We start from the raw sequence: 19,185 nt of genomic DNA, 5'->3' as shown, positions 1-19,185 counted from the left end.
CGGTACCCCAGTTCTACCTTCGGCTTGAGCTTGCCGTCGCAAGTCGCCGGTCAATTTCGGCGATAGCGTCTTTGTGCCTGCGGATGTCGGCCTCGGCAGCAGCAAGAGCGGTGCTAAGTCGCGCCCGTTCCTCACACAGAGACTGGACGGAGGCTCGGTTGACCTCAACTATCGGTCGTTGCCGCGATCCCTTGGAAGGGCCGTCCAGCGTCCAGATGCGTTTCTTCACCACGGAGGCCTTGCCCTCTTGCTCCCGAGGAGCTTGGGCCTTGCTGGCAAGTCTCTGCTGTTTCCGCTCTAACGTGACCTTATACTCGGGCTGGGCCTTTGCCCATCGGATAGGACCACCAGCGGATAGGGTTGCCGCGCTCAGTTGTTCACGAGCGCGCTTTGGGGGCAGAGGCGCGGCCATTGCTCGAAGCGCTGCGTCGATGATGGCCTCAAGATATATCAGCCGAAACAGGTCAAAATTAGGATGCCGTTTTTCCTTCTGAGCCGTCTTCTTTGGCGGCTCAACCGACGCTTTTTTCCTCGTAGACTTAGCCTTCGCCTTCTGAGACGACTGCTTTTTGGCGTTGCCTTTTGCCATCCTTCCACTTGCAGGGTCAAAGGAGGACCAACCAAACCCGCCTACTACAGTACTACCGCCGAGATACCCACCTTTTCCCATTGACACCGCTATCCCTCAAATGGCCGGATCGATCGGTTTCGTGCCGTCTGCATCACCGGGCAATACGAGTTTTCTTCGATGATCGATCCACAACGCTGGATCCATCTCGACATGCTGACCAACATCATCTTTCCCCACTTTCAGAAGGGTGGGTCCCACTTTTTTCTGGAGCAGCTCGACGAACCTTTTGCGCATTGCCCAGACTTGTTCGCGATGCAATCTGTCGTTCGGGCCTCTTCCACGCTCTGCCAAGTGACGCGCCGCGTAGCAGGCTCGCAGGACCTCATCGAGGATTTTTGTCCTGGTACCATCGCCGCGAGTGCGCCATCCTTTCTTTACGTTTGGAAAGAAGAGACGGCCCTTATCCACTAACGCACTCGCGTGGTAGCTAAGGCGCTCCACCGCAATCCGGTCGAGGTGGCTGTCCGTCACGATAGGATGGTAGAGCGTCTCAAGTTCAGCCATGAGACGGATAACCTCACCGCCCCACCCAGTAAGTTCGCTGTCCCGCTTTCGCTTAGCTGCCCGCTGCGAGATGATCCACTGAACGACGGCGAATATCAAGGCGATCAGTGCGAGCGTAGGAGACCATCTATCACTGAACATCGGTGACCCCATCGCGCTCGCGGATTGCCCTGAGGGTCTCCCACAACTGACCCGGCCCCAGAAGCAGGTCCTTGAGGCCCTCTCGTATCTTCGCCGAGCCCAGCGCCTGCTTGCTCAGACTTGAATGGGTCTCATCGGCATCCATGATCGCGTTCACGATTGATTTAAGGATGTCGGGTGAGTTGGAGAATTGCTCCTTGGTGTTGTTAGCAGCCTGTTCGACCAGCGTATCCGACTTCAGCATCTGGCCCTTGAGGTTGCCCATGACATAGCGAACGCTGTCTCCATCATCGACGCCCTGAAAGAGGTCGTTCAGCTTGGCGACGATCTCGGCCAAGAGGGCTTTCTGTTTCTCCTGCACCTGCCCGGAGCCTGCGTCGTAGATCGGCTGCAACGGCTCTCCGAAGCCCCCCAGCGCCAGGGTACGCTTGCCCTTGTCGGCCAGCTTGTGGTGTGTGAGGACCAGCCCTGACACGTCGATCTCCTGCCGCTCCCGCCCGAACTCCAGCAGCGGGATCAGGCGACGGTAGAAGATGTGGCGGCCTTCGATGGCCGTGTTGCCGTAGTCGAATATCTGCGACAGGAAGGCGTAGAGGCGAACGAAGGCACCCATGTCGGCACGGAACAGCACAAGGGCGTCCATGGTGTCCTGAGCGTCCTTGGCTGCCTTGGCATCATCCTTCGAGCGAGCCACGCGCAAGCGCTCCTGTGCGTCCCGGTAGGTCCGCAGGAGGCGGTCGGCGACGGGGGTGATGGTGGCGATCAGGTCGCCCTGCTTCGACGCCGGGTCCAGTTCGACCTTCACCACGCGCTCGACCTCGAAGTCGTCGTAGTGCCCGAGGGCGTCCAGCTTGGCCCGCAGATCAAAGACGAGGTTCGGGTCTGTGACGTTCTCCAGCGAGGCGGTCTGGTAGTAGGTCTGGAATGCCTTGAGGATGTCGTCGCCGGAGTTGACGAAGTCGAGGACGTAGGTCGTGTCCTTGCCGGGATGGGCGCGGTTGAGCCGCGAGAGCGTCTGCACCGCCTGAATGCCCGCCAGCCGCCGGTCGACATACATGCCGCAAAGCAGCGGCTGGTCGAAGCCAGTCTGGAATTTGTTGGCCACCAGAAGGATGTGGTACTCGGGCAGCTTGAAGGCCTCGCGGATGTCGCGCCCGTTCAGGCCAGGGTTCAGATCCTTGCTGGTTTCGGTGAAAGGGTCGGGTCCGCTCGTCTGGTCGTTGACCTCGCCCGAGAACGCCACCAGCGTCCCGAGCTTATAGCCCTTTTCTCCGATGTACCTGTTGATCGCGAGTTGCCAGCGCACGGCTTCCACACGGCTGCCCACCACCACCATCGCCTTGGCCTTGCCGTCCAGCAGTGGCTGCACCAGCGAGCGGTAATGCTCGACGACGATCTGCACCTTCTGGCTGATGTTGTAGTCGTGCAGCCGCACCCAGCGCATCAGGGACTTGACCGCTGCGCTGCGTTCGACCTCGGTGTCGTCCATCTCCTTGCCCTCATGGGCGAGCTTGAAGGCGAGGCTGTAGGGCGTGTAGTTCTGAAGCACGTCGAGGATGAAACCCTCCTCGATGGCCTGCCGCATAGAATAGACGTGGAAGGCGGCGGGCAGGTTGGTCTCGCTGGCTGGCTGATCGGGGAAGGGGCGGCGACCGAACAGCTCCAGCGTCTTGCCCTTCGGTGTCGCGGTGAAGGCGACGTAGGTGATCCCCTTGTCGCTCGCCCGCGATGCCATCTGCGCGGCCAGAATGTCTTCCGAGCTGACCTCCCCGCCATCACCCAGATCAGCAAGCTCCTCGGGGGAAAGCACGGCCTTCAGCTTGGCTGCTGCTTCGCCGGTCTGGCTCGAATGCGCCTCGTCGGCAATGACGGCGAACTGTTTGCCGTGCGATGCCGCAAGGTCCCGTACGGTCTGAAGGGCGAACGGAAAGGTCTGGATGGTGCAGACGACGATCTTCTTGCCACCCGCGAGGGCCTCTGCAAGTTGACCGCTCTTGGCACCGCTCTCGCTCTTGATGGTGGCGACGACGCCAGTCGTGCGCTCGAAGTTGAAGATCGCTTCCTGCAACTGGGTGTCGATGACGTTGCGGTCGGAGACCACAAGCACGGTGTCGAACACCTTGCGGTGCTGATTGTCGTGCAGGTCCGCAAGGAAGTGCGCGGACCAGGCAATCGAGTTGGTCTTGCCGGAACCTGCCGAGTGCTGGATCAGGTATTTGCCACCAGCGCCCTCGGCGAGAACGGCGGCCCTGAGTTGGCGGGTGGCGTCGAGCTGGTGGAAGCGCGGGAAGATGAGACCCTTGATCTTCTTCTTGGCATCGCGCTCGGCCACGATGTAGCGCCCGAGGATTTCCAGCCACGAGCCCCGCTGCCAGATGTCCTGCCAGAGATAGGCGGTCGGATGTCCGGCAGCGTTCGGCGGGTTACCCTTTCCGCCGTCGTTGCCCTTGTTGAAGGGCAGGAAGCGCGTCTGCGGGCCTTCGAGCCTCGTCGTCATCATTACTTCGGCGTTGCTGACCGCAAAGTGAACCAGAGCGCCGCTGGGAAAACTCAGGAGCGGCTCGGGTGCCTGGCCCTTGAGGTTCGGCAGGCGGTCTAACTTGTACTGGTCGACCGCGTCAGTGACGGACTGGGTGAAGTCAGTCTTCAATTCGACAGTGGCGACAGGCAGCCCGTTGAGGAACAGCACCAGATCGATGGCGTTCTCGTTGCCAAGCGAGTAGCGCACCTGCCGCACCACGCGCAGCCGGTTGGCCTGATAGCGGGCAAGGATGTCGGTATTCATCGCCAGCGCTGGTTTGAACTGGGCGAGCGCCAAGGGCGCCTTGAGGCCGATCATCTCGACGCCATGCCGGATCACGTCGAGCGTCCCGCGTTCATCGAGTTGCCTGCGGATACGGTCGAGCAGCGTTGTCTCCGCCGCAGCGCCATGGGTTTTCGTTAGCGCAGCCCATGCGGTCGGCTGGCTCGCCTGAACCCACGCCATGACATCGGCGGGAAAGAGCGCTCTTGCTCGATCATAGGCGACGGCATCGCGCTCGGCATAGAGCCAGCCATTCGCAGCGAGATACTCGCAGACCTCGGTCTCGAAACTGATTTCCTTGTGGAGTGTCATGTGGTCTTCGCAGGGCGCAGGCCGAGCGCGGCGAACCCTTCAGCCACCTCCGGTTTGATAGTCCAGCGATGGTCGGCGGAGAGGTCGGCGAGGACGCCACAATAGAAATCGGCATCACGTTCTTCGGCGTACGGCGCTGGCCACAGTGATCCGATACGGCTCTTGCACATGGTGCCAAAATTCTTGTGCCAGATTTGCCCGCCCCAACCCAGCTTCTCGCTCAGGCCGTGGGATGTGAGGCCTGGATTGTCGAGCAAGGCCTGCACGACGTTGCGCTCATTCTCGGTCATCGGGTTATCCCTGAAGGCCTCAACGACAAGTTGTGCCCTTGGAAGACTGCTTGCGTGGTCGATCCGCTGCTGCCGTTCCTCAGCTTCGTACCGGTCCAGAGCGTCGAGGAGCTGCCCCGCTTCCGCCGACCCTTTCGCCAATGCCTCGCTTGCACGGGCGCGCATCGTGCCACGTTCTTTTTGGCTCTTGGACCGGATGGACGCGATGAGTTTCGAAACGTTCACGCAAACACCATTCGATCTGGCTTGGCGGGAGAGGCGGCGGCCTCGCGGCGACCTTCAAATGTTCGCACATCGATTTTGCCGGTGACGGCGGCGGAGATCAGCGCGGCCCGGCGCTCGGTTAGTAGTGCGATAGCATTTTCAGCCTCTCGCTGTAGGGCCTCAAACTTATCCACTTGCGTAACGATCTCACCTGCAATTGCGGCTTGTTCGGCCAGTGGCGGCTTGGGCAAGCGCTGGTCGCGCACTTGGGTTCCAGTGATAAGCGGCTGGGCCGTCCGAGCGGCAAGCTGGTTGAGGTTTCGCGCTCTGAGAAGTTGCGCCAAGAATGCCAGGTCAAATGATCGTGTATTCGCTTCCAAGACCAAAGCGTTGTCCGTAATCCAGGCGGGTGGAAGGATCTGATGGACATTTCCGCACAATGCCCCAACTCGGCCGATTGCCAGTACCTCATGATCGACATTCGCGTCGGAAGAGAAACCCATGACGCCGTTCCCTCCTATCACGGGCACGGGTGCGTCACTGTCTTGCGCGGGATGGACTTGGTCTGTCCCAATTGCAGCTCCGCTGCTGCATGTAGCAAACCATCGAAGCGGTACTATCTCCCAATGCTCTGGCACGTCGCCCAGCCACTCAACGCCTGAGGCCTTCATGGGGGCATCGGGTTTTAGCCCTTTCGTAACCGCGCGGGAAATGACGGCTTGGCGCTTCTCTTTCAACAGTTCGATCAGCGGCTTCTGCTCCGCTATCAGCGCATCGATCTTGCCCGTCTCGCGGTCGAGAAAAGTGGCAATGGCGGTTTGTTCGTTAATGGGCGGGATAGGAAAGGAGAAATTCTCGAATACGTTCTGATATAGATGTTGGATTGTTGATCCAAAACTACCCAAATCGCAAAAGTGGGTGAAATTAGGGGAACTAAGCACCCAATACAAATAGGACGTAGTGTATGCCTTGATAGGTCTGACAACAAAAATACCGCTATTCAAGCACGCAGGCTTTTCAAGGTCGGTTACAATCGCAAGCTTGCCAATGGTCCCGTCCTTTGTGATTAAAAGGTCTCCGCTCTCAAGCTGGATAAACGGGTCATCGTCGTACCGGTCACGGTCGACACAATAGCAGTCAGACCAATCAATAAATTTAGCACGAAAATCGGTTCCAGTAACAAGGTAAGCGAAGCCACTGTACATAAACTCGTCGGAAGTCAACCCCTTCCAGCCGACCCGAGCTTTCAGATAGCTGGTCTCCTTTATCCGCTTCACACCCCAATGTTCCGGCAACGACCCCAACCACTCTACTTTGCTTGGCCGATAACTTGGATAGGCCAGGGTCATGCCGACAGTCCCCCGATCATCGTCACGATGCGGCCCGTGACCTGCTTCAGGTCCGCGTCAATCTCGGCCAAAGGACGCGGCGGCTCGAAGACGTAGAAGTGGCGGTTGAAGGGGATCTCATAGCCGACCTTCGTCTTTTCGTGGTCGATCCAGGCATCCCCGGCATGAGGCAGGATCTCGCGCCGGAAATAGGCCTCGACGTCCTCTGGCAGCGGCACGTTCTCAGTGTCCCTGAGGGCACTGTCGGCCTGAGGCTTGCCCTTGTTCTTGCCGCGCTCGCCAAGGACGAGGCGTCCCTGCTGGTCACGCAAGGGGCGCTCGACGGTTATCGCACGGTAACCAAATGCCTCGTTCGGGAAGATCAGCGACAACGGCGCGAACTTCACCTTGCCGCCCTCGGGAGCCGCCGGGGGCAACTCGCCCTCCAGCACGACCTGCCGGGCCACTTCCTTGCCACTGTTGTCCAGCACGGTTGCAAGACGGGCCTCATGGAATCCGCCGAACAACTTGGTGACTGTGGCGATGTCGTCGTCGCCCATCTCCTTGCGCTTGGAGCCAAGGCTCTTGCGCATCTTGCGCCAGAAGCTCGACGCGTCGATAAGCTGCACCTTACCCTTGCGGTGGGCTGGCTTGCGGTTCGACAGCATCCAGACATAGGTGGAAATGCCAGTGTTGTAGAACATGTCGGTGGGCAGGGCGACGATGGCCTCGACCAGATCGTTTTCTAGCACGTAGCGGCGTATTTCGCTCTCGCCGCTGCCAGCCCCGCCGGTGAATAGGGGCGAGCCGTTCAGGACGATGCCGAAGCGGCTGCCGCCGTCGACCGCTGGCCGCATCTTCGAGAGAAGGTGCATGAGAAATAGCAGGGAGCCGTCGGAGACCCTTGGGAGACCGGGACCGAAACGGCCATTGAAGCCTTGCTGCTCGGCCTCGCGGCGGACCTCCTTCTCGACCTTTTTCCACTCGACGCCGAAGGGCGGGTTGGACAGCATGTAGTCGAATTTCTCGTGCGGTTGGCCATCGTCGGAAAGGGTGTTGCCGAAGACGATGTTGGCGACATCCTGCCCCTTGATCAGCATGTCGGCCTTGCAGATGGCGTAGGACTCGGGATTCAACTCCTGCCCGTACATGACCAGCGAGGCCTTGTCGTTGTGTTCGACCAGATGCTCACCGGCCACCGACAGCATCCCGCCGGTGCCTGCGGTCGGGTCATAGATCGTGCGGACCACACCGGGCTTCGACAGGATGTCATCATCCTCGACGAACAGCAGGTTCACCATGAGCCGGATGACTTCGCGGGGCGTGAAATGCTCACCGGCGGTTTCGTTGGAGAGTTCGGAGAATTTGCGGATCAGTTCCTCAAAGACGAGCCCCATCTGGTGGTTGTCGACTTTGCTCGGATGCAGATCGATGCGAGCGAATTTCTCGGTGACCTGATAGAGCAGCCCGGCTTTGGCCAGCCGGTCGACCTGGGTGGCGAACTCGAAGCGCTCGAAGATGTCGCGAACGTCCGGCGAAAAGGCCTGAACGTAGGCGAACAGGTTCTGGCCGATGTTGTCCTGATCGCCCATCAGCTTGCGCATGTCGAGCTTGGAGGTGTTGTAGAAGGTCTGCCCGGCCTTGCGCAGCAGGAAGGGCTCCGGGCTCATGCCTTGCGCGGTCTTCGCCGCATGTTCGGCCAGCACGGCTTCCTTGGTCGGCTCCAGCACACAGTCCAGACGCCGCAGGACGGTGAACGGCAGGATGACCTTACCGTAGTCAGCCTGCTTGTAGTCGCCCCGCAGCAGGTCCGCGACGGACCAGATGAATGCCGAAAGTGCCTGCTGGTTCAACTGTGGTGCCCCCCAAATCAGTTTTGGGAGACTAAAGCTGACAGACCAGTAAATGGCAACGGCTATGAGGCCGCTTCCAAGCACCGGGGCGTTCTCTACACTAACGAAGAGGCTCTGGTAGTCGCTCTTTTTTCCCGTGCAAATGTGTGAAACATCGACTGTCGGCAATAATGCCAAATGATTGGAGCCGACGGGATGACGCACTTCAAGATCGTGTTTTTCGGGAGCAGAGGCCGGGTTGTCGCAGAGCGCACCATCCCCTGCGAAAGCCACTGGGATGCATGTGTTTGGGGTTGGAAGAACCTGCCCGCAAAAGCGGAGGACTTTCACGCCGAGGAAGCTTCGTACGAGGAAAAGCTGGAGGAGTCTGAGAGGGAGAATGACCTGATAATCCTGAGAGCCTTTCACATTCTCAGGAAGCGGGCTGGGCTGACCAAAGGGTTGACCTGAGTGCGTCGGTCGTCGCCATCGTGGCAGTGCCCCTCCAGCGACAAAAAAGGTGGGGGCAAAGACGTCGAACGTAAAGCGAGCCCCACGGAGCCAACTTCAGGTTATCGTCAGGTAGTTGATCGGAGAGACGGCTTCGCCCGAACCGATAGAGGAGCCTGACGGTCCTGAAGCCATGGCTTGGTGAGACAAAGCAGTGATTATCATTGATAATATCAATTTTGTCTCCCGCCAAGCGAAGCTGGCATCGCGGTCGGTTATCCCATGAACGGCGAAGCCGTCTCACCTATGGGTTCCGACTGGGGGCCGCCAGTTATCTCTCGACAGCGCCGACGGACCCCCAGTTACCTCTCGTCTATAGTATAGCGACGAGCAGTTTCTTTGACTTAGAGGTCGCTAATAGACCTTGCATGGTACCAAACCGCCTGCTTGGACATGCCACTCAGTTGGACGATCTCGGCCTGTGTTTTGCCCTCGGCCAGTAGTGCCCGCACGGTATCCCGAGCCTTGGGTTTCTTGACGGCTCCCGCTGGTGCCTTCAGGAACCGGGCGAGAAACTCAAGTCCATCTGGGGTCACCAAGGTTCGGACCCAGTTCTCGTCCTTCTGTCCGTAGTGAATGGATATCAGACGGCCGTCGCCCACCGCTGCTCTCGTGGCCACGGCGTCATGGCGATACTCCGGTTTCCTCGCGGTCGGGTCGGTCACCATGGGCACCATGCGCCAAGCAACGCGGCGCTCGGCAAGCCCCTTGCGTTCCAGCATGGGGATAAGCTTTCGGACGGTCGTATCGATGCCGTAGCGTGCCCGAAGGACATCCAAGGCCTTGGAGAGTGACAGGCAGCCGGTGACGATTTCGCCGGTGATTGGGTTGAAGATTTCTCCGCGAGCAAGGAGGGGTCGACCTAACTCCGCTTTGTAGCGGACGCTTTCGGCGATCACCTCTGCGGCGGTGAGTGACCGACCGCCACGGGCAATGGCTGCTGACGTGAGTTGTTTGATCCATCCCTTGAGGCCGGGCGTGGGCTTAGTGTGCATGGTCATGGCGATGGAATGCCTTTCTTCGAGCCGTACGGCGTGTTGGGAGTCGATTGGCTGAGGTTGGCAGTATAGGAAGCTGGCGAGGGCTTGACGCTTCTCAGGCCGCGCTCTGGGGTCGGGCGGCGATGCCGTCCCGAAGGGCCCTTAGTTCATCGACCGAATAGCGGTGTGTGAACCAGTCAGGCATTAGGGTTTGGGTGTTTCTGGAACGTCGGGCGCCCTCGGCGACAAGCTGCACTGCTGCTCAAGATGCGGAGGGTTCCCCGGTGATCACAAGGGACCACCGAGATGAAGCCTGGAAGGAAGGGGAGGCAAGAAGGAGCGGACGCGCGGCGGAGAGCTTTGCCCGTAAATCATGATGGGCAGATAATCGCTGCAGGAGGGCGTTCTATCCCTCCATATGGCAACCTAATGAACGGCCTCTATGTCCAGTATGGGCCCCTAATTAGCTCGCACTAATGAGCAGCTTCTATGTGCAATATGGAAGGGTATTGCGGGAAAGAAGAAAAGAAAATTTTCCCGTTCTATGTCCCATATGAGGGGGTAATTATTTTGTTCTAATCGCCCCTCCTTTTTGGGAGTTTTTGAGGAACAATTTTCTCATCACGCCTTTAAGCGACGGCGGCTCTATGTGCTATATGACGACTTAATCAGCCCGGCTCCCCGGTGCTGTCGAAGATGAGCGCGTGGCTGTAGCCGCTCCGCATGGTGACGACCGCCCGCCTGAGGGTCTTGCTGTCGCACTCAAGGTCGATGCGCTGCACGAGATTGGAGATGAGCCCTTGAGCTCCCTTCCGGTCTTCCTTGGCCAGCCGCCTAATCTCTTCCTGATCCATCTCGAAGTCGATGACAGCCGCCGCACTCTCCCGGTAACGTGCGTCATTCTCTCGGATGGCCACCATGTCCCTCCGCTTCGCCTCTATTTGGCGGGCCAACTCATCGGCCTTCCCCAACAGGACCTTGCGAACATCGGAAGTTTCAGCCTCCGCGATACCGGCGAGGATGTTGGATTGCTTAGCCTCAAGGGCACCTATGGTCTCCTCAAGTTTGGCTGTGAGATCGGGGGCCGTCTGGTCATGCGGTACAGGAACAGCCAAGAAACCAATGCGGTCAATCAACTCTCGCTCGAACTGGTCATATCGCCAGTTGGGGGCGGTGCATCCAGTGCGCTTGAACGTCTTCCCTGTGCAGGTGAAATAGCCCCACACCGCACCGCCCTTCTTGGAGGACGTGAGCACCATCGGGGAGCCGCAGTGTCCGCAGCGGACCATGCGAGAAAACAGGTTTGATGTGCGCCCCACCTGTCGGCTGTGCTGTCGGGCCTTGGTGCGCTGGCGGGAGGCCAGCCATTCGGTCTCGGTGATCAGCGCCGGGAAGTAGCCGGGAACCTCCTCGCCCTTGAGGACAAGGCATCCGTAGGCGGCTGGGGACCGAAGGACATCCCCGACGACAGCTTGAGCCCAAGAGTTTCCTGCGGGAGACGGGATGCCGCGCGTGTTCAGTATCTGTGTGATGGTCTGCTGTCCGTGGCCCTCTTCGGCAAGCTGGAAGATCAGCCGCGCTTCGTCCGCTCGCTCATTCAGACCATTGGTCTCCCGGTCAATCCAGAAGGGGATCTTGGCGACCTTGACCCTTCCGCCTCCGCTTGCGACCGCTGCGCGTGCTTTCTCAGCCTTGCGCTTCCAGGCCTCGCCCACCCGATGGGAGAGCTTGGAGCTGTACTCGTGGGCCGCCTGCATGGCCATGAGGGACATCATTAGATTTGAGAAATTATCGTCGTAACCCTCGCTTGTGTGGACCCGTTGGTCCGTCAAGGTCACAAGGGTTAGTCCGGTATCCAAGAGGTCGAGGAAATAGCGGATGGCCCGCGTGGGCTTCACGCGAGTGATACGGTCAATGTTCTCAACGATCAGGACCACATCGCTTGGTATCTTGCCAGAACGGACGTCCCCGACAAACTGGCCCAGTTCGGCTTCAAGGTTCGCGCCTTTGAATGCGCTCACACCATCGTCTACCAGTTGACTGTCGAGGATCAGACCATAGGAGGCACAGAATGCCTCGGCGTTCTTCGTCTGCCTGGCAGAGCTATCGCCCTGCGCCTGCTTGCCGGAACTCCAGCGAGCATAAGAAATCGCATTGCGGCCCTTGAGGTCTCGGGGCTGTAGCATGGCTGGACGGTCTCCGTTCGTGTCTGGAGGCCGCCCGATACCACTATGCAGAATTAAAGTCTATGCCAGGTCTGGCTCTTGCAGATCAGGCCGCCGAGCACGCAACCGCTCATCTTGAGCGAGGTGCCCGACAATGTCGCCTTGCCTGAATAGGTCTTGTCGTTTGCCGGATCGGTGATGTTGCCGGTATATTTGTTGTCGCCGGCCGCCTTGAGCGAGCCGATGGTCTTGCCGGCATATTTGCCGGACTTCAGCGTAATGGAAAACGAGCCGGAGCCACCGATGGCAGCAGTGTCACCGGCTTGCGTCTTCCAGTTGCCCTCGATCGGATCGGCAAACGCCGCGCCGCTCAGCATCAAAGTGGCCGCCAAGGCCAGGCTCACTTTTCCAAACATGTCTTCCTCCCTTTGGATGGCCGGCCGGATGCTCCGCCTCGCCGGTCTGCCGCTTACGCAAACGTAAGCTAATCCAGCTTCCAGCAAAACAAAAGCGGTGCCGCTACGGAAGACTTTGGCATTTTGAAGCCGCCTGAATTCGCGCTGTCGGCGAGGAAATGAAAACGATCGCCGTCTCCTGTTTGTCTCCTAGGGTTAGCGGAGTGTTGATCGAGGCCTGCAAGATTTTCGTCAAATTTGACGAAAATCGGCTGAATTGCTGGCTTCGTATCCTTAACGAATTTCCGTGTTTACCTCTTGTTTTAGCTTTGTTTTCCTCAAATTAAGCACGCCATTTAACGACGGATTCAAGCCTGCGCGGCATTCTCGAAAGCATCGAAAGAGCGGCCCGGACAAGACAAACGGAGGCAGCTCTCGGGAGCCAGACAGGGGACTAAAATGGCACGTTTTGAAATGCTTGAAGCAGGTTTCGGCGCCATGGGGGCAACTGCCCAGGCCGACATTCTTTTCGAACTGGGCATGATGTATGCGACCGGCCGCGATTGCGAGACCGACGTCGTTGCCGCCCACAAATGGTTCAACATCGCCGCCATCAAGGGATCGGCCCGCGCCGCCGAACTGCGCTCGGAACTCTCAGCCGCGATGTCGAAGATCGAGATCGCCAAGGCGCTGCGCGAAGCCCGCGAATGGATGACCATGCACTGAATTTCGCCAGAAGGGGACGCTTCGGCCAAGACCGCTAAAGACGGTCGGGCTAAAACAGGGACAAGGCTGCGCAGACAGCCAGGCTACAGGCCAACAATGCCAGAATGCGGCAGGCCGACAGGTTCAAGCCGCGCGAATGATGGTCAGCAGGAAGACAGGGAAGACCAAGTTGGATTCGCGGCGCGGGGGCGCTGGGGAACAGCCTGACAGGCAAAAAAACCACGACCAGCCGGAACAAGGCTGGCGTGGCTTTTTTGCGAGAGTGGGACATCTCAGGCCCAATCGAGCGGCGCCAATGCGCCTAGACAGGCGCAATGAAGGATGAAATTGTCCCGCCTCTCTGGAAGAAGCGTGGCCGGGGCGGCCGCGCGTGAGTGGAGGAGTTCTATTGTCATGAAAAAAATGAGTATTTTGAGCGCGGCCATTTTCGGCCTGATGATGAGCGCGCCGGTCGCGTTCGCCGACGACATCACCATTTCGGTGGTCGGCCCGATGACCGGACAGCTCGCCACCATCGGCGACCAGTTCAAGCAGGGCGCACAGGCCGCCGCCGACGCCATCAACGCCGCTGGCGGTGTCAATGGTTCGCAGATCAAGCTCGACATCGAGGACGACCAGTGCGATCCCAAGCAGGCCGTGTCGGTCGCCAATCGCATCGTCGCCAACGGCGTCAAGTTCATCGACGGCCATGCCTGCTCGGGTTCGAGCATTCCGGCCTCGGCCGTCTATGCGGAGGCCGGTGCGTTGATGATGAGCCCGGCTTCGTCGAACCCGGTGCTGACCGACGCCGCGGCCAAGGCCGGCTGGCCGACGATCATGCGTCTCTATACGCGTGACGACGCACAGGGCGCCTTCATCGGCCCGTGGATCGCCAAGAAATATGCCGGCAAGAACGTCGTCGTCCTGCACGACAAGAGCGCCTACGGTCAGGGCGTGGCCGATGCCGTCAGGTCAACCATGAATGCCGGTGGCCTCAAGGAAGTCTATTATGACGCCATCAATCCGGGCGAGAAGGACTATTCGGCGCTTGTCACCAAGCTTAAGGATCTCAAGGCCGATGTGGTCTATTTCGGCGGCTACCATCCTGAGGCTGGCCTGATCCTGCGTCAGTCGGCCGAACAGAACCTGAAGTTCCAGCTGATCATGCCGGACTCCATCGCCTCGCCGGAATTCTGGCAGGTTGCCGGCCCGGCCGGCGAGGGCACCATGTTCGTGTTCCCGTCGGATCCCCAGGCAAAGCCGGAAGCCAAGGCGGCGGTCGAGAAGATCAAGGCCGGCGGCTTCGTGCCGGAAGGCTTCACGCTGTTCTCCTACGCCGTGGTCCAGGCTTTCGCCGAAGGCATCAAGCGCGCCGGCAGCGACGATCCGGCCAAGGTTGCCGAGGCGCTGAAGAACGGCACGCCGATCAGCACCGTTGTCGGCGATGTCACCTTCGACGAGAAGGGCGACCTCAAGAACGCCAGCTACGACATCAACCAGTGGCATGACGGCAAATACGCGCCGATCGCGCAGTAATCGCTCCGCCGCTTCGGCGGTCAGGGAACTTGAACAAATGGCCGGGTTCGTCCCGGCCATTTTTGTCGGAAACACTGTAGTTGAGCGCCCGGCATTTCACGTCCGGAAAGAAATAAATATCACTCTGTAATTGCGCTATTAGGGAAGGCTTTTTTAGGTCAAAAAATGAATGTAGGGGTGATTCTTTCTGCCGCTTCGCGTTTTGAGACAGGCAGATTTGCTCGCCGACTTGCCCCATTCGCATAATCAGATCCGGATCTGGCGCCATATGAATTCAACCACAAACCTGGCCGGCGAGAATTTCTTGACCCGCCGCGTGTACATCATGATCGGCTGCCTCGTCGTGTTGACCGTCTTGGCGGCATTGTGGCCGATTTATCGGGCGTTCCTCGATATCGAGATTGATACCAATGAGGGATGGAATGCCTACTATGCCGATGCGGCGATGGGGCGGATGCCGCTCTATCCCGCTGCCCATCAGCTGATTGCCAACAATTATCCGCCACTTTCCTTTTACATTGTCGGGGGTCTGGGGCGGTTGATCGGTGATGTCGTGCTGGCCGGACGGTTGCTGTCGCTCGCAGCAATTCTGGTGATCGCCTGGGGTGTTTTCCGCGCCATCCGCCTGCTGGGTGGGGATGCGACCTCCGCGGTGATCGGCGCGCTATTTTTCGGCGCCACCATGTGCCGCTTTTTTACCGGCTATGTCGGGATGGATGACCCCCATTTGCTGGCCCAGGCAGCCATGACGATTGGCTTTGTCGCCTTCCTCAAGGCCCGGGCGCAGGATCGCGGCTACGCCCTGCCCATTCTTCTGATGGTGGCCGCCGGGTTCATCAAACACAACATCGTAGTGATGCCTCTGACAGCAATGATATGGGTGGGCATCAACAAGCCGCGGCAAATGGTGAAATCCGCGATCCTGGCGGCTTTCGCCATCGTTCTGGGTTTTGCCCTCTGTTACGTCGCCTTCGGCCCCGATTTTTTCAGCAATCTGAGGTCGCCGCGCGCCTATTCGCTGAAACACGCCTTCGGCGCCATCGGCCATCTGCAATGGATTGCCGTTGGACTGGCCGCCTGGGTTTACGTCGGCATTACGCGCAGGACCGATCCCAATATCCGCTTGTGCAATCTCCTAAACATCCTTGGCCTCGTGATGTTCTTTGTCCAGAAAACCGGCGATGGCGTGGCCTACAACGCGCAATTCGAACTGGTCTTCGGGGTGTCGATTGCCACCGGCCTCGCTTTCGCGCATGCGCCGCTTTTGCCGCTCGCTCGGCGCTGGTCGCCGGAGGCGCTGCGGTTCGTCCTTTTGCTCGCCATTTGTCTTCGCCTGGTGGCATCGTCACGCATTGAACCGGTGAGATTGTTGATCGATCCGAGTTTTCATGAGGAAATAGCCGCGCGCGAAGCGGCTATGTCCACGACGGCCGCGCGCTTAAAAAGCGTCCCTGGAGATGCGACCTGTTTCTGTACGCTCGCCAGCTACCGTTCAGGAAAAACGTTCATTGTTGATCCCTTCTACGTCCACCAGCAGGTTCTCGCCGGACTCCTTCCTCCCGATGCCATCGACAAACTCGTCGCTGCCGGAAAGTTGACTGTCGTGGAAGCGGATCCCCTTCTGCATTGGTAAGTTTTTGTTCCACAGGATTGCTACTGTGCCAAGCTCAGATAACCCAAGGATGATTTTGAACATCGATGTCAAAGACAGTCAAAATGCGACGTCGCATTTTGCCCCATTGGTTTCAGTGATCATTCCGACATTCAATGAATTTGCGAATGTGTCCAAGGTCGCCGCGGCCATCGGGAATGCGCTCGAGGGCAAGGAACATGAGATCGTTTTTGTTGACGACGACTCCTCTGACGGAACCAGAGCTGAAGTCGCAAAATTGGCTGCCGTTCTCCCCGGAGTTCGGCTCATCCATCGGATCGGCCGGCGCGGGCTGTCCACTGCCGTCACCGAAGGAATGCTCAGCACGACCACGCCGTTCATGGTCGTGATGGATGCCGATCTTCAGCATGACGAGGCCATCATACCGAAAATGCTTTCCTTCCTCGAAGCCAACACCGCTGATCTTGTGGTTGGCTCCAGGTACATCGAAGGGGGTGGGTTGGGCTCCTGGGACAAACGCCGGGCACAAATTAGCGCTTTTGCAACGCGGCTGGCCAAGATGGTAACGAAGAGCGATCTCACGGACCCGATGAGCGGGTTCTTCGCTATTACGAGATCAGCTTTCGATAACTCGGTCAGGGATTTGTCAGGTCAAGGCTACAAGATCCTGCTAGATATCTGCGCTTCCTCGAAATCTCCGTTGAGGATCCAGGAGGTCGCTTACCAGTTTCGCACGAGGCAGGCCGGCGAGAGCAAGCTGGATGCCTTGGTTACATGGGAATATCTGATGCTGCTGGCCGACAAGTTGGTCGGTCACGTCGTTCCGGCGCGCTTCATATCCTTCTCCCTGATAGGCGGCCTTGGCGTGTTCGTTCACATGGTGGTCTTGTCGGCACTTCTCGCCACGGGTCTTGCGGATTTTATAGCCGCTCAAGGCCTCGCGACAGTCACCGCGATGGTGTTCAATTTCTTTGTGAACAACACACTGACCTATCGCGATAGACGTCTCCGGGGTGCCAAGGAGGTGATCTTTGGCCTGTTCACTTTCATGCTTGTATGCTCCGTGGGTGCTTTCGCCAATGTAGGCATTGCAAACTATCTGTTCGCCAACAGTCATTACAGATGGTGGTCGGCAGGCTTGGCCGGCATCCTCCTCGGCGCCGTTTGGAACTATGCGGCCACGTCGATCTTTACCTGGAGAGTGAGGAAACGCCCGAGCGTGGCCGCAAAGGGCTCCACCGTATAGGTATGTGACGCGCCCGCCGTCAGGCGTTCGGTTCTCCGACGAACCGCACCAGCACCGTCCCGTCGCTTACCTGAGAACCCTCGGCCGCGATCTCGGCGATCACACCGTCATGTGGTGCGGCGATGGTGTGCTCCATCTTCATCGCTTCGAGGATCAGCAAGGGTTGCCCTTTGATCACAGCTTCGCCCTTCGCCGCGCGTACGAGCTTGACCAGGCCCGGCATCGGCGCGCGCAGGCTGCCGGAGGCGGCTGCTGCTTCATCGCTCCTGGCCAGGGGATCCGGCACGCTGAAAGTATAGCCGACAGCGCCCTCGAACACCGTGATGTGGCCAGGCCAGCGGGCGAGGCGGGGAAGGGTGCGAAGGTCATGCGCATTGGCGTTGTCATATGGCGCATCGAGCGCCACCTGAAAGCGGCCGTCCGGCCGCATTGAAACCTTTGCCAGTATCGCCTCGTCGCCAAATTTCAGCCGGGTGCGGCGCGCCACACCGTGGAAATGCGCATAGCCGGCAAGCGACGACCAAGGGTCGTCCGACGGCGGCAATGCTCCGGCACCCGAAGCGGCCAGGGCGGCGGCCGAGATGATTTCGCCGGTCGGCGGCGCGACCGCCGTCAGCGCCTCCTGGTGTCTGCCGATCAGGCCGGTATCGACGTCTTCAGCCGCAAAATCCGGATCGGCGGCAAGGGCCGCAAGAAAAGCGGTGTTGACGGTGGATCCGGCAACCTCCGTCTGCGCGAGCGCCGCGCGGAGCGCTTCCAGTGCTGCCGCTCTGTCCCCGGCATGGACGACCAGCTTCGCTATCATGGGATCGTAATAGGGCGAGATGGCATCGCCGGCCCGCACGCCGGTCTCGATGCGCATCGCGGCACCTTCAGGGGCAATGTCCGGAAATTTGAGGTGGTGCAGCGTGCCCGTCGCCGGCAGAAACCCCTTGGCCGCGTCCTCGGCATAGATGCGCGCCTCGAAAGCATGGCCGGAAAGCGCGATCTCGCTTTGTGTCTTCGGCAGTTTTTCGCCGCTGGCGACCCGCAACTGCCACTCGACGAGATCGGTGCCGGTGACCATCTCGGTGACCGGGTGCTCGACCTGCAGGCGGGTGTTCATTTCCATGAACCAGAAGCGGTCGACTTTCAGGCCTTGCGAGGCATCGACGATGAACTCGATGGTGCCGGCGCCGGAATAGTTGATCGCCTTGGCGGCCTTTACCGCCGCTTCCGTCATCGCCTTGCGCAGCGCCGGCGTCATGCCGGGGGCGGGGGCCTCCTCGATCACCTTCTGGTGGCGGCGTTGCGCCGAGCAGTCGCGCTCGTAGAGATGCACGGCATTGCCGAAGTTATCGCCGAACACCTGCACCTCGATGTGGCGCGGCTTGTCGACATATTTCTCGACCAGCACGCGGTCGTCGCCGAAAGCGGCCTTGGCCTCGCGCCGGGCGCTGGACAGCGCTTCCGAAAAATCATCGGGATGCTCGACGCGGCGCATGCCCTTGCCGCCGCCGCCGGCGCGCGCCTTGATCAGCACGGGATAGCCGATCTCGCGGGCCTTGGACGCAAGCAGCACGATTTCCTGCGCCTCGCCATGATAGCCCGGCACGACCGGCACGCCGGCCTTCTCCATCAGCCGCTTGGCGGCGTCCTTCAGTCCCATGGCGCGGATCGAGGCCGCCGACGGGCCGATGAAAATGAGGCCAGCCGCCACCACCTGATCGACGAAATGCGGGTTTTCCGACAGGAATCCGTAACCGGGGTGAATGGCCTGCGCGCCCGTTTCCAGTGCGGCCGCAACGATCTTGTCGCCGCGAAGATAGCTCTCGCCGACCGGCGAGGGGCCGATATGAACCGCTTCGTCTGCCATCTCGACATGCAGGGATTTTGCGTCGGCATCCGAATAGACGGCGACAGTGTGTACGCCGAGCTTGCGCGCCGTGCGAATGACGCGGCAAGCGATCTCGCCCCGATTGGCGATCAGGATTTTGCTAAACATGGAGCCT

13 protein-coding genes are annotated in these 19,185 nt (G+C 59.6%); 4 read left to right on the top strand and 9 right to left on the bottom strand.

Translation table 11 applies throughout. From position 1 onward, the window contains the following. Positions 1 to 685 precede the first annotated feature (685 nt). The 8 genes from LB569_RS19710 to LB569_RS19675 form a co-directional block, all read right to left on the bottom strand. Positions 686 to 1,135: a hypothetical protein gene (locus LB569_RS19710; protein ID WP_224693757.1), complete on the bottom strand. Its 450-nt coding sequence runs from the start codon at positions 1,133 to 1,135 to the stop codon at positions 686 to 688. 130 nt (positions 1,136 to 1,265) lie between these two features. Further along, on the bottom strand, positions 1,266 to 4,391 hold the full coding sequence (locus LB569_RS19705) for a type I restriction endonuclease subunit R (protein WP_224693756.1): 3,126 nt from the start codon (positions 4,389 to 4,391) through the stop codon (positions 1,266 to 1,268). Further along, positions 4,388 to 4,906 (bottom strand): hypothetical protein, encoded by a 519-nt coding sequence (locus tag LB569_RS19700; RefSeq protein WP_224693755.1) that lies wholly within the window; start codon positions 4,904 to 4,906, stop codon positions 4,388 to 4,390. Before LB569_RS19700 ends, LB569_RS19705 begins: the two co-directional genes overlap by 4 nt. Then, positions 4,903 to 6,234, bottom strand: a complete 1,332-nt coding sequence (locus LB569_RS19695; RefSeq protein ID WP_224693754.1) for a restriction endonuclease subunit S — start codon at positions 6,232 to 6,234, stop codon at positions 4,903 to 4,905. Before LB569_RS19695 ends, LB569_RS19700 begins: the two co-directional genes overlap by 4 nt. Beyond that, entirely contained in the window at positions 6,231 to 8,396 is a 2,166-nt protein-coding gene (locus LB569_RS19690) for an N-6 DNA methylase (RefSeq protein WP_224693753.1), read from the bottom strand. Before LB569_RS19690 ends, LB569_RS19695 begins: the two co-directional genes overlap by 4 nt. 503 nt (positions 8,397 to 8,899) lie before the next feature. Then, positions 8,900 to 9,556 (bottom strand): hypothetical protein, encoded by a 657-nt coding sequence (locus tag LB569_RS19685; RefSeq protein ID WP_224693752.1) that lies wholly within the window; start codon positions 9,554 to 9,556, stop codon positions 8,900 to 8,902. 647 nt (positions 9,557 to 10,203) lie between these two features. Continuing rightward, on the bottom strand, positions 10,204 to 11,721 hold the full coding sequence (locus LB569_RS19680) for a recombinase family protein (protein ID WP_224693751.1): 1,518 nt from the start codon (positions 11,719 to 11,721) through the stop codon (positions 10,204 to 10,206). 53 nt (positions 11,722 to 11,774) lie between these two features. Further along, positions 11,775 to 12,116, bottom strand: coding sequence for a DUF2147 domain-containing protein (locus LB569_RS19675; RefSeq protein WP_224693750.1), 342 nt, complete (start codon positions 12,114 to 12,116; stop codon positions 11,775 to 11,777). Between the two features lie 438 nt (positions 12,117 to 12,554). On the opposite strand from LB569_RS19675, the gene LB569_RS19670 reads away from it, so the two are divergent. The 4 genes from LB569_RS19670 (at position 12,555) to LB569_RS19655 (ending at position 17,194) form a co-directional block, all read left to right on the top strand. Further along, the gene (locus tag LB569_RS19670; protein ID WP_027026420.1) at positions 12,555 to 12,821 is read left to right on the top strand and encodes a sel1 repeat family protein; all 267 of its coding nucleotides are present in this window, start codon (positions 12,555 to 12,557) and stop codon (positions 12,819 to 12,821) included. 393 nt (positions 12,822 to 13,214) lie between these two features. Continuing rightward, a complete protein-coding gene (locus LB569_RS19665) occupies positions 13,215 to 14,336 on the top strand; it encodes a branched-chain amino acid ABC transporter substrate-binding protein (protein WP_140709864.1) in 1,122 nt (373 codons plus the stop codon). A gap of 268 nt (positions 14,337 to 14,604) precedes the next feature. Next, positions 14,605 to 15,969, top strand: coding sequence for a glycosyltransferase family 39 protein (locus LB569_RS19660; protein WP_224693749.1), 1,365 nt, complete (start codon positions 14,605 to 14,607; stop codon positions 15,967 to 15,969). 49 nt (positions 15,970 to 16,018) lie between these two features. Next, positions 16,019 to 17,194: a glycosyltransferase gene (locus LB569_RS19655; RefSeq protein ID WP_411970238.1), complete on the top strand. Its 1,176-nt coding sequence runs from the start codon at positions 16,019 to 16,021 to the stop codon at positions 17,192 to 17,194. A 19-nt stretch (positions 17,195 to 17,213) separates the two neighbouring features. Here LB569_RS19655 and LB569_RS19650 read toward each other — a convergent pair whose 3' ends face one another. Next, complete coding sequence (locus LB569_RS19650) at positions 17,214 to 19,178, bottom strand: acetyl/propionyl/methylcrotonyl-CoA carboxylase subunit alpha (protein WP_224693747.1); 1,965 nt, start codon at positions 19,176 to 19,178, stop codon at positions 17,214 to 17,216. Positions 19,179 to 19,185 lie beyond the last annotated feature (7 nt).

This window comes from Mesorhizobium sp. BH1-1-4, assembly GCF_020165665.1.
In the GTDB taxonomy this organism is placed as follows: Bacteria; Pseudomonadota; Alphaproteobacteria; order Rhizobiales; family Rhizobiaceae; genus Mesorhizobium.
Note: the sequence above shows the minus strand (reverse complement) of the source record. Positions and strands in the feature narration are given on the sequence as shown.

Bases quoted from the DNA above. Each gene is read 5' to 3' on its own strand.
- LB569_RS19705 (WP_224693756.1), bottom strand. From the start codon at position 4,391: ATGACACTCCACAAGGAAATCAGTTTCGAGACCGAGGTCTGCGAGTAT.
- LB569_RS19680 (WP_224693751.1), bottom strand. From the start codon at position 11,721: ATGCTACAGCCCCGAGACCTCAAGGGCCGCAATGCGATTTCTTATGCT.
- LB569_RS19655 (WP_411970238.1), top strand. From the start codon at position 16,019: ATGATTTTGAACATCGATGTCAAAGACAGTCAAAATGCGACGTCGCAT.
- LB569_RS19675 (WP_224693750.1), bottom strand. From the start codon at position 12,116: ATGTTTGGAAAAGTGAGCCTGGCCTTGGCGGCCACTTTGATGCTGAGC.
- LB569_RS19650 (WP_224693747.1), bottom strand. From the start codon at position 19,178: ATGTTTAGCAAAATCCTGATCGCCAATCGGGGCGAGATCGCTTGCCGC.
- LB569_RS19695 (WP_224693754.1), bottom strand. From the start codon at position 6,234: ATGACCCTGGCCTATCCAAGTTATCGGCCAAGCAAAGTAGAGTGGTTG.
- LB569_RS19710 (WP_224693757.1), bottom strand. From the start codon at position 1,135: ATGGCTGAACTTGAGACGCTCTACCATCCTATCGTGACGGACAGCCAC.
- LB569_RS19685 (WP_224693752.1), bottom strand. From the start codon at position 9,556: ATGACCATGCACACTAAGCCCACGCCCGGCCTCAAGGGATGGATCAAA.
- LB569_RS19665 (WP_140709864.1), top strand. From the start codon at position 13,215: ATGAAAAAAATGAGTATTTTGAGCGCGGCCATTTTCGGCCTGATGATG.
- LB569_RS19670 (WP_027026420.1), top strand. From the start codon at position 12,555: ATGGCACGTTTTGAAATGCTTGAAGCAGGTTTCGGCGCCATGGGGGCA.
- LB569_RS19660 (WP_224693749.1), top strand. From the start codon at position 14,605: ATGAATTCAACCACAAACCTGGCCGGCGAGAATTTCTTGACCCGCCGC.